Origin of the sequence: Streptomyces sp. Root1304, assembly GCF_001426405.1 — a bacterium.
Taxonomy (GTDB): domain Bacteria; phylum Actinomycetota; class Actinomycetes; order Streptomycetales; family Streptomycetaceae; genus Streptomyces.
Genome location: NZ_LMEP01000025.1, coordinates 181,507 through 195,663, shown reverse-complemented (window position 1 = coordinate 195,663; position 14,157 = coordinate 181,507). Strand labels below are relative to the sequence as shown.

The 14,157-nt window shown below is 73.4% G+C and carries 16 protein-coding genes; 11 read left to right on the top strand and 5 right to left on the bottom strand.

What is annotated here, in order from left to right; all coding sequences use genetic code 11:
- Positions 1-131 precede the first annotated feature (131 nt).
- From ASD33_RS27530 to ASD33_RS27520, 3 genes are all read left to right on the top strand, one after another.
- Positions 132-1,475, top strand: a complete 1,344-nt coding sequence (locus ASD33_RS27530) for an erythromycin esterase family protein (protein ID WP_056566216.1) — start codon at positions 132-134, stop codon at positions 1,473-1,475.
- A 150-nt stretch (positions 1,476-1,625) separates the two neighbouring features.
- On the top strand, positions 1,626-2,909 hold the full coding sequence (locus ASD33_RS27525) for a hypothetical protein (RefSeq protein WP_056567128.1): 1,284 nt from the start codon (positions 1,626-1,628) through the stop codon (positions 2,907-2,909).
- A 187-nt stretch (positions 2,910-3,096) separates the two neighbouring features.
- Entirely contained in the window at positions 3,097-3,711 is a 615-nt protein-coding gene (locus ASD33_RS27520; protein WP_056566213.1) for a hypothetical protein, read from the top strand.
- An 18-nt stretch (positions 3,712-3,729) separates the two neighbouring features.
- Here ASD33_RS27520 and soxR read toward each other — a convergent pair whose 3' ends face one another.
- The gene (gene soxR / locus ASD33_RS27515; protein WP_056566210.1) at positions 3,730-4,209 is read right to left on the bottom strand and encodes a redox-sensitive transcriptional activator SoxR; all 480 of its coding nucleotides are present in this window, start codon (positions 4,207-4,209) and stop codon (positions 3,730-3,732) included.
- A 127-nt stretch (positions 4,210-4,336) separates the two neighbouring features.
- Here soxR and ASD33_RS27510 point away from each other — a divergent pair, with 127 nt between their 5' ends.
- Entirely contained in the window at positions 4,337-4,798 is a 462-nt protein-coding gene (locus ASD33_RS27510) for a MaoC family dehydratase (RefSeq protein ID WP_056566207.1), read from the top strand.
- Here the strand turns inward: ASD33_RS27510 and ASD33_RS27505 are convergent.
- The 3 genes from ASD33_RS27505 to ASD33_RS27495 form a co-directional block, all read right to left on the bottom strand.
- Positions 4,789-5,415, bottom strand: coding sequence for a TetR/AcrR family transcriptional regulator (locus ASD33_RS27505; protein ID WP_056566204.1), 627 nt, complete (start codon positions 5,413-5,415; stop codon positions 4,789-4,791). The two genes, ASD33_RS27510 and ASD33_RS27505, sit on opposite strands and share 10 nt — an antisense overlap.
- 101 nt (positions 5,416-5,516) lie before the next feature.
- Positions 5,517-5,804: a YiaA/YiaB family inner membrane protein gene (locus ASD33_RS27500; protein ID WP_056567126.1), complete on the bottom strand. Its 288-nt coding sequence runs from the start codon at positions 5,802-5,804 to the stop codon at positions 5,517-5,519.
- A 71-nt stretch (positions 5,805-5,875) separates the two neighbouring features.
- Positions 5,876-7,027 carry an acyl-CoA dehydrogenase family protein gene (locus ASD33_RS27495; RefSeq protein ID WP_056566201.1) on the bottom strand — a complete coding sequence of 384 codons (1,152 nt, stop codon included), beginning with the start codon at positions 7,025-7,027 and terminating at the stop codon, positions 5,876-5,878.
- A 69-nt stretch (positions 7,028-7,096) separates the two neighbouring features.
- Here ASD33_RS27495 and ASD33_RS27490 point away from each other — a divergent pair, with 69 nt between their 5' ends.
- The 4 genes from ASD33_RS27490 (at position 7,097) to ASD33_RS27475 (ending at position 10,429) form a co-directional block, all read left to right on the top strand.
- A complete protein-coding gene (locus tag ASD33_RS27490) occupies positions 7,097-7,822 on the top strand; it encodes a TetR/AcrR family transcriptional regulator C-terminal domain-containing protein (RefSeq protein WP_056566198.1) in 726 nt (241 codons plus the stop codon).
- Positions 7,823-7,840: 18 nt separating this feature from the next.
- On the top strand, positions 7,841-8,536 hold the full coding sequence (locus ASD33_RS27485; RefSeq protein WP_056566195.1) for a winged helix-turn-helix domain-containing protein: 696 nt from the start codon (positions 7,841-7,843) through the stop codon (positions 8,534-8,536).
- Positions 8,537-8,611: 75 nt separating this feature from the next.
- Positions 8,612-9,529: a DMT family transporter gene (locus ASD33_RS27480; protein ID WP_056566192.1), complete on the top strand. Its 918-nt coding sequence runs from the start codon at positions 8,612-8,614 to the stop codon at positions 9,527-9,529.
- A 213-nt stretch (positions 9,530-9,742) separates the two neighbouring features.
- Positions 9,743-10,429 carry a TetR family transcriptional regulator gene (locus tag ASD33_RS27475; protein ID WP_056566189.1) on the top strand — a complete coding sequence of 229 codons (687 nt, stop codon included), beginning with the start codon at positions 9,743-9,745 and terminating at the stop codon, positions 10,427-10,429.
- A 198-nt stretch (positions 10,430-10,627) separates the two neighbouring features.
- Here ASD33_RS27475 and ASD33_RS27470 read toward each other — a convergent pair whose 3' ends face one another.
- Positions 10,628-11,290, bottom strand: coding sequence for a TetR/AcrR family transcriptional regulator (locus tag ASD33_RS27470; protein ID WP_056566185.1), 663 nt, complete (start codon positions 11,288-11,290; stop codon positions 10,628-10,630).
- A gap of 123 nt (positions 11,291-11,413) precedes the next feature.
- On the opposite strand from ASD33_RS27470, the gene ASD33_RS27465 reads away from it, so the two are divergent.
- The 3 genes from ASD33_RS27465 to ASD33_RS27455 all read left to right on the top strand — a co-directional run bounded on the left by ASD33_RS27465 (position 11,414) and on the right by ASD33_RS27455 (position 14,013).
- Positions 11,414-12,352 (top strand): DMT family transporter, encoded by a 939-nt coding sequence (locus ASD33_RS27465; RefSeq protein ID WP_056566182.1) that lies wholly within the window; start codon positions 11,414-11,416, stop codon positions 12,350-12,352.
- An 87-nt stretch (positions 12,353-12,439) separates the two neighbouring features.
- Positions 12,440-13,240, top strand: coding sequence for an MBL fold metallo-hydrolase (locus tag ASD33_RS27460; RefSeq protein WP_056566179.1), 801 nt, complete (start codon positions 12,440-12,442; stop codon positions 13,238-13,240).
- Between the two features lie 71 nt (positions 13,241-13,311).
- Positions 13,312-14,013: a DsbA family protein gene (locus ASD33_RS27455; RefSeq protein ID WP_056566176.1), complete on the top strand. Its 702-nt coding sequence runs from the start codon at positions 13,312-13,314 to the stop codon at positions 14,011-14,013.
- Positions 14,014-14,157: the final 144 nt, after the last annotated feature.

The following is a 14,157-nucleotide window of genomic DNA, read 5'->3' as shown; positions in this document are numbered from 1 at the left end:
GGGCGGGCGGCGACTCCCGTCCCCGGGTGCCGGGGCGTCACCGCTCCACCCCCGACAGGGGGTTGTCCCCCCTTCCGACCGGGGGGTGCACGGTATGTCCCCGAGGGCGTCCCGCCGACCACGCTGGCCCCATGGCCTTCTCCCGCACTTCCTTACGCCGCCGCCCGCTCCTCGCCGGACTGCTGGCCGCCGCTCTTCTCGGCGGCCTCGCGCCCGCCGCCGGCGCGGCCGGCGCCCCGCCCGCCTCCGATCCCGCACGCGAACTCGCCCGCACCGCAGAGCCCTTCACCGACCTGCGTCCGCTCGACCGGATGGTCGGCTCGGCCAAGGTCGTCGGCATCGGCGAGGCCACCCACAGCTCGGCCGAGTTCTTCGAGGCCAAGCACCGGATCTTCGAACACCTCGTGGAACGCCGGGGCTTCACCACCTTCGCCCTGGAGGCCAACTGGTCCACCGGTCTGCTCGTCGACGCATGGGTGCGCACCGGCGCCGGCGACATCCGGGAGATCATGCGGGACGAGTTCCAGGAGTCGTACCGGCTCTGGAACACCGAGGAGTACCTCGACCTGTTCCGGTGGATGCGACGCCACAACCAGCTCCACCCCGAGCACCAGGTCCGTTTCATGGGCAACGACCTCGGTTACGCGGGCCCGAACCTCTTCGACACCGTCACCTCCTACGTGGCCCGCACCCACCCGGCGCTCCTCCCCCGCTTCCGGGAGCTGTACCGGGCCTCGCGCCCGTCCGGCGACGTCGAGACGTGGATGAAGGGGTACATGGCCCGGCCGCTCCCCGAGCGACGGCGGATGGCCGCCGAGGTGAACCGGGCCCTCGCCCTCCTCGGGGAGCAGCGCCCCGCCCGGGACCCCCGGGCGCGGGAGGCCGCCGCGTGGGCGGTCCAGCACGCGCGGGCCATCGCCCAGGTCGGCACCGAGTACGCCCACGACATGGCGACGGACGCGGGGATCGCCGAGGCGATGCTCTACCGCGACCGGGTCATGGCCGAGAACACGGTGTGGTGGCAGCGGCGGACCGGCGACCGGATCGTGCTCTCCGCGCACAACGGCCACGTCGGCTACGAGACCCCCCGCCCCGACCAGTACCCCCGGCTCCAGGGCGCCTTCCTGCGGGACGCCCTCGGCCGGGACTACGTGAGCGTCGGCGCGTCCTTCGGCCGGGGCTCCTTCAACGCCCACGACACGGAGGCCCCGGGCGAACCGCTGCGGGCCTTCACCGTGGGCCCGCTCGGCCCCGACAGCACCTCCCACACCCTGGACCGGGTGTCGCCCGGCGCCTTCTACCTGGACCTCCGGCGGACGACGCCCGCGGCACGCGACTGGCTCTCCGTGCCCCGGCCGACCCGGAGCATCGGAACCGCGTACCCCTGGGCGGGCGACCTGGCGCAGGTGCGCCTCTCCGCCTCGTACGACCTGCTGCTCCACTTCCCCCGGATCACGGCGGCGCGGCTGCGCTGACCGCCCGGGCGCGGCGTCGACAGGGGTCCCGGCCGAGGTCTGACCGGGGCCCCGCGCGGGCATCCTGGCCATGGAGCCGCCGCCCGCGCACCGCGCGCCCCGGGCGCGACGGCCACCTCGACGCGGAGGGACGGTCGGGCCGTGACCGGGATGAGTGTGGAGCCGTACCGCGAGATCAGCTTCGACAAGGACGGCGACGGGCCCGCCGGGCAGGCCGGGCGCCTCGCCGCACTGGCCCGGCAGGGGGTCACCGACCTGGTGGTGTTCGCCCACGGGTGGAACAACTCCCCGTCCGGTGCCACCCGGCTCTGCTCCGACTTCTTCGCCCCCTTCCCCGGGCTGCTGGCCCCCGGCGTCGAGGCCGGCTACGCGGGCGTGATCTGGCCCTCGATGATGTTCTCCGGCGAGCCGGTGCCCGACTACCGGGCCCTCGTGACGGTCCTCCCCGAGAAGGAACCGGTCCTCGACCGGATCACGGAACTCCTCGTGACGGCGCCGCCGGACGAGGCCGCGTTCGCCGAGTTCGGGGCGCTGCTGCGGGAGCTGGCCGAGGTGGGCCCCGAGGGCGACCGGGAGGGCATGGCGGCCGGGCCCGGGGAGAGTGTGCCGGAGTTCCTGGTCGGGGACCCGGTGGAGGTGTGCGCCCTGTTCACGGCGGCGCTGGAGGCGGGGGCGCCCGGGCCTGCGGGGGCCGGCGGGGGCACGGCGGCGGAGGATTCGGGTGCGGTGCCCCCCGAGGGCTTCGGGGAGGGGCTGAAGCGGTACTGGAAGGGCGCCCGCGAGGCGCTTCGGCAGACCACGTACTACGTCATGAAGAAGCGGGCGGGGCGGGTCGGCGAGACCGGTCTCGGGCCGCTGCTCGGCGAGGTCGCCCGCGCCGCGCCCGGTCTCCGCGTCCACCTCGTCGGGCACAGCATGGGCGCCCGGCTCGTCGCGTACGCCCTGCGGGGGCTGCCGCCGGGGGCAGGGTCCGTCGCCTCCGTCACCCTGCTCCAGGGCGCGTTCTCGCACTACGCCTTCGCGGCCCGGCTCCCGCACGACCCCGGGCGTTCCGGTTCGCTGGGGAACGCGCAGCTGCGGGTGCGGGGGCCGGTGGTGGCCTGCTACTCGCGGCACGACACGGCGCTCGGGGTGATGTACCCGCTGGCCTCCCGGCTCGCGGGCGACTCCGAGTCCTTCGGCGCGGCGGCGGCGCTGGGTGCGGCGGCCGGGCTGCTGGGCGCGGACGACCCGCGCTGGGGGGCGATCGGGCACGACGGCGTCCTCGCCGTACCGGGAGCGGCGGTACGGACCCTGGCGGCGGTGCTGCGCGAGGGGGTGCCGGGCTCGGGCTGTGTGAGCGTGGACGCGGCGGACGTGGTCCGCGAGCACAGCGACATCTGCCACGAGGAGCTGGCCCGGGTGGTGGTGTCGGCGGCGGGGGCGGGGCGGTAGGGCGGTGACGTGGGAGTACGGCGGTGGGGCGCGGGCTCGGAGGCCTCCCGGACGCCCACGTTCCACACCGTCACAACCACCCCTCCCGTCCCACTGATGGTTGCCATCCGAATTTCGATGGAACACGCGGGGCCTCCCGTTCGTCCCTCTGATATCGCGGAAGGACCAGCGGCGGAGGTGGCGAGAGATGGCCGGTTTCCGGAGTCTCGCGAGACAGGTGCGCGACCCGGGGTGCGACACGGCGCTGCGCAGGTACTCGCTGCGCAAGTGTCTGGAACGGTTCGCGCCGTACGGACACCGGGCCACGTGGGACCACCTGTGCCGGAGGCACAGTTTCGGTCCCGAGGACCGGGAGCTCGACCCGGGGCGGCTGATGGCCGCGCTCGACGAGCTGGAGGAGGCGCGGGCCGTGTGGCTCGCGTACGAGGAGGAGTTCGCCGCCCGACGGCGGCGCGAGAAGCAGGAAGGGCTGCGCGGGCTCGGCGCGGTCGACGACTGGCACCGGCGCGTCTGGGGCGGCAACGGCGTGGTCCGGTGCGGCGATCCGGCGGTGCACCCGTCGGATCCGCTGCCCGAGGTGCTGCGGCGGCTGATAACGGCGCTGGAGAGCGGACCGGGCGAGGGGTGCCCGGTGTGCGCGGGGCCGCGCATCGGGTGGGCAGGCCCCGGCGACCCCTACGAGCCGTGGCTCGGCCCGGTGTGCGGGGACTGCGGTGTGGGCCTGCCCCGGACGGTACTCACCTCGGGGGCGCTGGCGCGGGCCCGGGGACAGCGGAGCCGGTCGCTGGCCTCGGCGGCGTGAGCCCCGGGGGCGCGGGGGTCAGGACGTGTCGTCCTCCGTGGACCTGCGGACCGGGAGCAGGCGGGAGCCCGCCATGCGTTCACCGAAGGCGTCGTCGGGGTTGGACAGGACGCAGGTCTCCAGGGACAGACAGCCGCAGCCGATGCAGTCCGTCAGGTGGTCGCGGAGCCGGCCGAGTTGCTTGATGCGCTCGTCGAGTTCGGTGCGCCAGGCGCCCGAGAGCCGTGCCCAGTCCTCGTTGGTGGGGGTGCGCTCCTCCGGGAGCTGGGCGAGCGCCTCGCGGATCGTGGCCAGAGGGATGCCGACCCGCTGCGCGGCGCGGACGAAGGCGACCCGGCGCAGGGTGTCACGGCCGTAGCGGCGCTGGTTGCCGGTGGTGCGGCGGCTGCTGATGAGCCCCTTCGCCTCGTAGAAGTGGAGGGCGGAGACGGCGGCCCCGCTACGGGCGGAGAGCTGGCCGACGGTGAGCTCGTGGATCTTCTCTGGAATCTGCGGCACCCGGCGAACCCTACTGGTCCGTTGACAGCGCACCCTCCACCCCCACATGCTGAGCAAGCGCTTAGACAGCGCGACCGGAGGCCTGTACCGGGGCGCCCGGGAGAGCGTGACGAGAGGAAGCAGGGACATGGCCGAGCCGAGGATCTTCACCTCCGCCGAGGAGCTGCGCGCGGGGGTCGGCGAGCAGCTGGGACACAGCGACTGGCTGGAGATCGACCAGAAGCGCATCGACCTCTTCGCCGAGGCCACCGGTGATCACCAGTGGATCCACGTCGACCCGGAGCGCGCCGCCGCCGGGCCGTTCGGCGCGACCATCGCGCACGGCTATCTGACGCTCTCGCTGCTGCCGACCTTCGTCCCGCAGGTCCTCTCGGTCCAGGGCATGAAGATGGGCATCAACTACGGCACGGAGAAGGTGCGTTTCCCCGCCCCGGTCCCGGTCGGCTCGCGGCTGCGCGCCACCGCCGTCCTGACGAAGGTCGAGGAGGCGGGCGGCGGCGTGCAGGTGACGGCGGCGGTGACCGTGGAGCGCGAGGGCTCGGAGAAGCCGGTCTGCGTCGCCGAGTCGGTCTCCCGCTACTACTTCTGAGCGCCGACCATCCTGAGGACGAGGTCGGCGTAGAGCGCGCCGACCTCGTCCGCCGTGTGACGGCCCTGCGTGTTGAACCAGCGCGAGACGTCGATGCAGAGCGAGAGCACGGCGACCGTGGTGCCGGGCACGTCGGGCACGTCGAACTCGCCCGCCGCCACACCCTCGTTGATGATGCGGCGCACGGTCGCGTCGGACTCGCGGCGCAGCTCCACGATCTCGGTGCGGTGCTCGGGGCCGAGGGCGTCCAGCTCGTACTGGACGACCCGCGCGGTGGTGTGCCGCTCGGCGTGCCAGCGGACGAAGGAGCGCACGGCGTCGGCGAGGCGCTCGGCGGCGGTGCCGTCGCCGTCGGCGGCGGCCCGGAGGATCTGCAGGGCCTTGTCGTGGCCGATCCGGCTGATCCGGTGGAGCAGCTCTTCCTTGGTCTTGTAGTGGATGTAGAGCGCGGCCGGGCTCATTCCGGCACGGCCGGCGATGTCCCGGGTGGTGGTCGCGTGATAGCCGCGCTCGGCGAAGGCCTCCACGGCCGCCACGAGCAGCCGCCGGGCCGCCTCGGGCGTGACCTCGCCCCAGGACATGTCCTCGCCCCCGGGCGTCTCCTCCGCCGCGCTCATCCCACACTCCTTCTCGGACCCCGTCAGGACGAACACCATACAACGTGGGTGAGCAAGCGCTTAGCGGGCGAGCGGGCGGGGGACGGGCCCACCGGGCGGGTTCAGAGCTTCTGGAAGGGGTCGTGTTCGGCGAGGAGCTTCTCCAGGCGGGCCTGGTCGACGCGGCTGACGATCTGGCCGGCCTCCTGGCGGTCCCGGACGACCTTGGCGAGCGTGAAGGCCGAGGTCGTGAGGTAGAGGACCGCGATGGCGAGGAAGGCGCGCACCCAGGCGCTGGCGTCGAGCTGGAAGATGCCGACGGCCACGGCCGTGATCGCGATCCCGAAGGAGATGACGGCCTGCATGTAGTAGGCGGCGGTGTTCTGCTGCTTGACCGGTGTGTCGCTCATGCCGGACAGCATCGGACGGATGTGGCAGGGACCACATCCGTCCGGGTACTCAGACGTGTGCCGCGGGCTACTCAGAAGGCCGAGACCCCGGTCAGGGCCCGTCCGATGATGAGCTTCTGGATCTGGCTGGTGCCCTCGTACAGGGTCATGACGCGTGCGTCGCGGAGGAGCTTCCCGACCGGGTACTCGTCGATGTAGCCGTAGCCGCCGAAGACCTGGAGGGCGTTGTTCGCGGCGCGGACGGCGGCCTCGGAGGCGTACAGCTTGGCCTTGGAGGCGGCGGTGGCGAAGTCCTGGCCCCGGTCGATCAGGTCGGCGACCCGCCAGGTCAGCAGCCGGGCCGCGTCCACGTCGACGGCGATGTCGCTGATGAGCTCCTGCACCAGCTGGTAGGAGGCGATCGGCTTCCCGAACTGCTCCCGCTCCCCCGCGTACCGCACGGCCGCGTCGAGGGCGGCCTGCGCGATGCCGACGCAGCCGGCGGCGACCGACATCCGACCCTTGGCGAGGGCGGACATGGCGACGGTGAAGCCCTTGCCCTCGGGGCCGAGCATCGCGGAGGCGGGGACGCGGACGTCCTCCAGGACCAGTTCGGCGGTGGCCTGGCCGCGCAGCCCGAGCTTGCCGTGCACGGCGCGGCGGGTGAGGCCGGGGGTGTCCGCGGGGACGAGGAAGGCGGAGACGCCCTTGTGGCCGGGGGTGTCGTTGGTGCGGGCGAAGAGCAGCACGACATCGGCCCAGGTGCCGTTGGTGATGAACATCTTGCTGCCGTTGACGACGAAGTCCTCGCCGTCGCGCACGGCCCGGGTGGCGAGGTTCCCGGCGTCGGAGCCGGTGCCGGGCTCGGTGAGGCCGAAGCAGCCGAGCGCCTCGCCGGAGGCGAGCCGGGGCAGCCACTCCCGCTTCTGCGCCTCGTCGCCCCAGGCGGCGACGGTCTTGGCGACCAGGCCGAGGGAGACGGAGACGATGCCGCGCACGGAGGAGTCGCCGCGTCCGAGCTCCTCGGTGACCAGGCAGTAGGCGAGGTGGTCGCCGCCGGAGCCGCCGTACTCCTCCGGGATCGTGAGCCCGAGGAAGCCGACGGCGCCGAGCTTCTTCACGATCGCCCGGTCCACCTCCTCGGCGCGGTCCCACGCGACGGCGTGCGGGGTGACCTCGCGTGCGACGAAGTCCTCGGCCAGCCGCCGTACGGCTTCCTGCTCCTCGCTCAGCGCCAGATCCACCCTGCCCACCTCACCCGTCCCGTTAATTACCACTGCTAGTTTTTCGTCCGCGGGCCTACTATGTGCGCCATGGCCCGACCGCGCAAGCCCCTGCTCAGCCGAGACCGCATCGTCGAGACGGCGGGCGCGCTCGTGGACGCGGAAGGGCTCGCCGCGCTCTCCACCCGGCGGCTCGCGGCCGAGCTCGGGGTGAGCGGGCCCTCGCTCTACAACCACTTCCGCACCAAGGACGAGATCCTCGACGCCGTCGCCGACGCGGTGAGCGCGAAAGTCGACCTGTCGATGTTCGCGGAGGCCGACGGCCGCGACTGGCTGACGGCGCTGCACGACTGGGCGGTGTCCTACCGCGCCGCCCTCGCCGACCACCCGCAGATCGTCCCGGTCCTCGCCCAGGGGCCCGGCCGCCGCCCGGCGGGGCTGCGGGTCGCGGACGCCGTCTTCGGCGCGATGGTCCGCGCGGGGTGGCCCCCGGCCCAGGCGACCTCCATCGGCGCGCTGATGCGGTACTTCGTCACCGGCTCCGCCCTCGGCTCCTTCGCCCGCGGCTTCGTCGACGACGAGACCGCCTACGATCCGGCCGCGTACCCCCACCTCGGACAGGCCCACCTGCTCGCGGAGCACCGCCAGAAGGTCGACGAGGGCGCCTTCGACACGGGCCTGCGGGCCCTGCTCGACGGACTGCGGATGCAGTACGAGGGGCTGGGGCGACGGACGGGGGCGCCCGGCGGCTCGGTCTCGGGGGACCCGGCCCGGTCGGCCGCCCCGCAGCACACTTCGGCCGCCGCCGAAGCGTGAGTGCGGGAGGCTCGGCACATGGCAGCCAGTGACCTCGCCGCGCTCGCGGCGCTCTTCGCGGACGAGACCCGTGCCGCGTTCCTCCTCGCCCTGCTCGACGGGCGTGCCTGGACGGCCGGCGAACTCGCCCGGCACGCGGGCGTGGCGCCCTCCACCACCAGCGAGCACCTCGGCAAGCTCGTCACCGGCGGGGTGCTCGCCGAGGAGAGGCAGGGCCGCCACCGGTACGTCCGCCTCGCCGACCCGGGGATCGCGCACCTCGTGGAGGACCTCGCCGCCCGGTCCGAGCCGCCCGTGGCCGTGCCGCCCCGCTCCCTGCGGGCCGCGAACGCCGGGCGGGCGATGGCCAGGGGCCGGACCTGCTACGACCATCTCGCCGGGCGGCTCGGCATCACGATCACCGAGGCGATGACCGGCCGCGGGCTGCTCCGCCAGGACACCGGTTTCGCCCTCACGGACCGGGGCCTCGCCTGGTTCGACGGGCTCGGCATCCCGCTGGTGCGCCGGGGGCGGCGGCCCGTCGCGCGCGGCTGCCTCGACTGGACCGAGCGCCGGCCGCACCTCGCCGGGCTCGCGGGCGCCGCGCTCTGCGCGCACGCGCTGGACACCGGATGGTGCGTACGGATCGGGTCCGAGCGGGCCGTGCGGGTGACCGAGGAGGGCGAGCGGGCGCTGCACGCGTCCCTGGGCATCGCGGCGGCGGACCTGCGGTAGCTCCCGGGCCCGCGGACCACCCGGCCCCGCAATATTGCGGTGAGCGCCGAACCGTCCGCGCCCTACCGTCGGGGCATGCAGAAGCCACCCTCCTCCCGGCTCGCCTTCGTCGCCGCCGGGGTCACCGTCGTCCTGTGGGCCTCGGCCTTCGTCTCCATCCGCAGCGCCGGGGCCGCCTACTCCCCCGGCGCGCTGGCCCTCGGGCGCCTGCTCGCCGGGTCGCTGGTCCTGGGGGCCGTCCTCCTCGTCCGGCGGGAGGGGCTGCCGCCCCGGGCCGCCCTGCCGGGGATCCTGGTCTCGGGCCTGCTCTGGTTCGGGGTCTACATGGTGGTGCTCAACTGGGGCGAGCAGGAGGTCGACGCCGGGACGGCGGCGATGGTGGTGAACATCGGGCCGATCCTGATCGCACTGCTCGGCGCGCGGTTCCTGAGGGAGTCGCTGCCGCCCCGGCTGCTCGCGGGCATGGCGGTGTCCTTCGCGGGCGCGGTGACCGTGGGCCTCTCGATGTCCCGCGCGTCCTCCGGCGGTCACGCCTCCGTGCTCGGGGTGCTGCTCTGCCTCCTCGCGGCGGTGGCGTACGCGGGCGGGGTCGTGGCGCAGAAGCCCGCGCTGGCGCACGCCGGCGCGCTCCAGGTGACGACCTTCGGGTGCCTGGTGGGGGCGGTGGCGTGTCTGCCGTTCGCCGGGCAGCTGGTCGAGCAGCTGGGTTCGGCACCGCTGTCGGCGACCCTGAACATGGTCTATCTGGGGGTCTTCCCGACCGCGCTGGCGTTCACCACCTGGGCCTACGCGCTGGCCCGCACGACGGCGGGACGGATGGGCGCGACGACCTATGCCGTACCCGCCCTGGTCGTCCTGCTGGCCTGGGCGTTCCTGGGCGAGCTGCCGGGGCCGCTCACCCTCGCCGGGGGCGCGCTGTGCCTGGCCGGTGTGGCCGTTTCCCGCTCCCGGGCGCGGGCATCCACGGACGCCGGAACGGCTGAATCCACCTGACAGGGCATACCCACGGTTCCGGACACTTCACGGCCGGGCCGTGGCGGGGAATCGCCCCCGACCAGGAGCGGAAACCCCTGTCAAGCCCGAGTTTCGGCCCGTCGGCCGAGGGGACACGTTTCGTGGCCGCCCGGCCGGATAGTTTCGAGTCGGTCACACGCGCAGGCCGGAACATAACGCTCCGGCAGTTCTCGTAAGCCGACGGGGGAGCTCATGGCGATTCAGCAGAGGGCGGAGCGGACAAGACGGGAAATCCTGTCGGCGGCCGCACGGGTCTTCGACGGAGTGGGGTACGAGCGGGCCTCGCTGGCCCGGATCGCGGGCGAGGCACGGGTGACCACCGGCGCCCTCGTCTTCCACTTCGCGACCAAGGCGGACCTGGCGACGGAGGTGCGGGTGCGAGCGCGCGCGGTCACCCGCATCACGGTGGAGTCGGCGTGTCTGTCGACGGAGGGCGTGGGCGGCACGGCGATCGACAAGCTGGTGATCGCGACGCACGCGCTCATCCGGCTCTTCGAGACGGACCCGACGGCGCGGGCCGGCGAACGCCTGGCGCGCGAGCTCCAGTTACCCGGCCCCGGCCTCTCCCGGGACTGCCCCTGGCGGCGCGAGGTGGCCCGCCTGGCGCGCTTCGCGGCGGCGGAGAACGCCCTGCGGCCCGGTGTGGACGCGACGGCGGTCGCGGCGCTCATCGGGTACGTGATCACCGGGGTCGAGCTGGAGATGCGCGTCCCCAACCCGCCGGCCGACGAGAGCTGGCCGGCCGAGGAGCCCCGGGGGCCCCGGCCGACGGCCGAGAGCGGCGCGCTGCACGGACCGGCCGAGCAACGGCTCGGCCGCATCTGGGAGTTGATCCTGCCGGGCCTGGTGCACCCGACCACACGGCACCACGGCACCTGACACCGGCACCACGGGCCCGGACACCCGCCCCACACCCCCGGGCCCACCTCCCGTACCCGAGCCGGCCCACGACCGTACCCGAGCCGGCCCACGACCGTACCCGAGTCGGCCCGCGACAGCGCGAGCCGGCCGCGTACCCGCCCGTACCCGAGCCGGCCGCGTACCCACCCGGGCCCGGACGCCCCCCGAGCCCCCGTCTCACGCCCCCGAGCGCAGCAACTGCCGGGCGAAGTCCGCGAGCGAGCGGCCGATGCGTTCGGTCGACAGGCCGAGTTCGTGGCGCTGGAACTGGAACAGCTCGGGTGACAGGGGGCTGAGCGCGATGTCGATCAGCGGGTCCGGGTCCTGGATCCCGTGGTCGACGAGCAGCGTGCGGACATGCACGCGCCAGAAGCCGTAGGCGCCCGTCCGGAAGCGCGCGGGGCCGGTCTCCGCCCCCAGCGCCAGCGGCAGATGGCGTTCGAGCAGATCGAGCATCGCGAGGTAGAACGCGGCCAGGCGCTCTCCGGCGGGCGCGCCGGGACCCAGCGGCGGCGGGCCGTAGATGAGCTGCCCCTGGAGCCGGCGCTCGTGCTCGTCGAGCAGCGCCACGGCGACCGAGGACGGATCGGGGAAGCTCCGGTAGAGCGTGGCGCGGCCCACCCCGGCGGCCTTGGCGATCCGGTCCATGGTGACGGAGCGCGGATCCTGCTCCGCGAAGAGCTGCTCCGCCGCGGCCAGGATCAGGGCGCGGTTGCGCTCCGCGTCCGCCCGCCGTCGCGGGGCGACCGGCTGTTCGTCCGCCGCCTGGAGGTCACCGAGGAGCCCGCCGACCCGGTGCACGGAGGCGGCTCCACGTCCGCGCTGCTCGTCGTCGCTCATGGACCAGACCTTACTTCCCTCGGGGCTAAGTGGACACCTTGTCCGTTTGCCATCTCCCGTGGCATGCTAAACGGACTCAGTGTCCACTTATCCGCTCGCCATCCCCGCCCCAGGGAGATCAAGATGCACACCGCGCTACTCGCCGCGGCCCTGCTGGTCGGCTGCCTCCTGGCCGTCCAGGCCTCGGTGAACCTCCAGCTCAACTCGGCCGTCGGCACCCCGTACGGCGCCTCGACCATCCAGCTCGGCGTCGCGACCGGTCTGCTGACCGTGCTCGCCATCGCGGCCGGAGCCCTCGGCGCGCTCGGCAAACTGCCCGACGTCGAGGCCTGGCAGCTGCTGGGCGGACTGGCAAGTCCGCTCTACATCACCAGCGGCATCCTGCTCTTCCCGCGGCTCGGCGCCCTCGCCGCCGTGGGGCTCTTCGTCACCGGCCAGATGTTCGCCTCGCTCGCGCTCGACCTCTTCGGTCTCCTCGGCCTGGAGCGGAAGGACCTGAGCGTCGGCATCGTCGTGGGTGCCGTGGCCGTCCTCGCCGGCATCGTCGTGATCATCCGGGGCATGAAGGCCGCCGCCCCTCCCGGCGCCCCCAAGATGTCGGGCGCCGGCCGCGCCGGCTGGCTCGCGCTCGGCATCATCGCCGGTGGCGTGCTCCCCGTGCAGGGCGCGGTCAACGCCCAGCTCCGCGCCCAGCTCAAGCAGCCCATCACCGTCGCCGTGATCAGCTTCGCCGTGGCGACCTTCACCATCGCCGTCGTCCTGCTCGTGCTCTACGCGACCCGGAAGACCCCGAAGCCCAAGATCGCCCCGCTGAAGAAGATGCCCTGGTGGGGCTGGCTCGGAGGCGCCTGCGCCGCCGCGTACGTCACCGGCACCTTCCTCCTCATCCCCACCATCGGCGCGGCCGTGACCATCGCCCTGACCGTGACGGGGCAGCAGCTGACCTCGGCGCTGATCGACCACAAGGGCCTGTTCAAGCTCCCGCAGCGCTCGCTCACCAAGGAGCGCGCCCTCGGCCTCGCCCTGCTGATCGCCGGCTCCCTCACCATCCAGCTCGTCTGACCCGGGCCGCGTCCGCCCCCGGGCCCCCGCCCGGGGGCGGCGGCCCGCTCGGTGCGTCACCGTGCCGCCCGTCACGAAAGGTCTGTCATGAAAGCGTCCTACACCGCCGGGCCGGACCTCCACGTCCTCCCCTCGGCCCTGCCCATCCCGGGCCTCGGCGACCAGCCGGTGAACGCCTTCCTGCTCCGCTCCGGCGAACCGATGCTCGTGGACACGGGCATGCCCGTCGACCGCGAGGGCTTCCTCGACTCCCTCTGGTCGCTCGTCGAGCCGGCCGATCTGCGCTGGGTCGTCGTCACCCACGACGACCGCGACCACACCGGCGCCCTCGCACGGATCCTGGCGGCCGCGCCGAACGCGAAGGTGCTCGCGAACGCGATATCACTGACGCGAATATCGGAGGAGTTCAGCATTCCGCAGGAACGGGTGGTGACCGCGAACCCGGGAAGCCGCGTGAAAGTCGGCGATCGTGAGCTGAGTTTTCACCGGCCGCCCACTTTCGATTCACCCGGCACCCTCGCCGTGTTCGACCATTCCGATGGAACGCTCTACAGCTCCGACAGTTTCGGTACCGTGGTCGAGGAAATTCACCAGGAGTTCGACGAGCTGTCCGAGGAGGAATTCTTTCACGGCTTCGAGGTCCTGAACCGTGCGATAGCCCCCTGGACCGCACTGGCCGACGAGGCGAAATTCCTCCGGCCGGTGCACGAGCTCGCCGCCCTGCGCCCCGCGAAGCTGCTCAGCGCCCACGGACCCACCGTCCGCGAGGGTGCCGTGCCGCGGCTCTTCGAGGCCATGGCCCGCATCCCCTCCCTGCCCGCCTGGCTGCCCGACGCCGACCTCGACCTCGAGGCGGCCCTGGACGCCGTCGAATCCCCCGCCGGCTGAGCCTTCGCTCCGCCCGCGCACGAACGCCGGCCGGGCCTCCGCCCCGCCGGCCGCACGAACCGAGGAGAACCATGTCCGACCCGACCACCGCCGACCTGACCCCGCCGCGCGGAGTCGTCACCGTCTTCTCCGACATCTGGTGTTCCTTCGCGCACATCGCCGTCCACCGGCTGCACGCCACCCGGGCCCGCCTCGGCCTGGAGGAGCAGGTCGCCTTCGACCTGCGCGCCTTCCCGCTGGAACTGCTGAACGACGCCCCGAGCCCGCGCCCCGGCACGGACAGCGAGGTCGCCCGGATGGCCAGCCTGGAGCCGGCCGCCGGCTGGCAGCTGTGGCAGGCCAAGGACTGGCTCTACCCCTCGACGACGCTGCCCGCCCTGGAGGCGGTGCTCGCCGCCAAGGAACAGAGCCTGAACGCCTCCGAGCAGCTGGACCTCGGACTGCGCCGCGCCTTCTGGGCCGAGTCCCGCTGCATCAGCCACCGCAAGGTGATCCTGGACGTGGCCGCCGAGACGGGCGCCGTCGACGTCGACGCGCTCACCGAGGCCCTGGACGACGGCCGGGCCCGCCGTACCCTCGCCGACCAGGCGGCCCTGTCCAAGAGCGACCGGGTGAACTGCAGCCCGCACCTGTTCCTGCCCGACGGCTCCGACCACGCCAACCCCGGCATCGACGTCGGCTGGGAGGGTGCGTACGGCATCGGCTGGCCGGTGATCGCCTCGGACGACCCGAAGGTGTACGAGGACATCCTGCTGGCGGCCGCCACCGAATAGCCGGACAGGCCGCCGAGGGCGGCCGGACGACGGGAACGACGGTCAGGCATTCCTATTCGAGGAATGCCTGGCCGTCGTTCCTTTTTTTCGCCGGCAGAACATCGCGGTGATTATTAATTGCGTGACCCGGCCGTTATTCGCAAG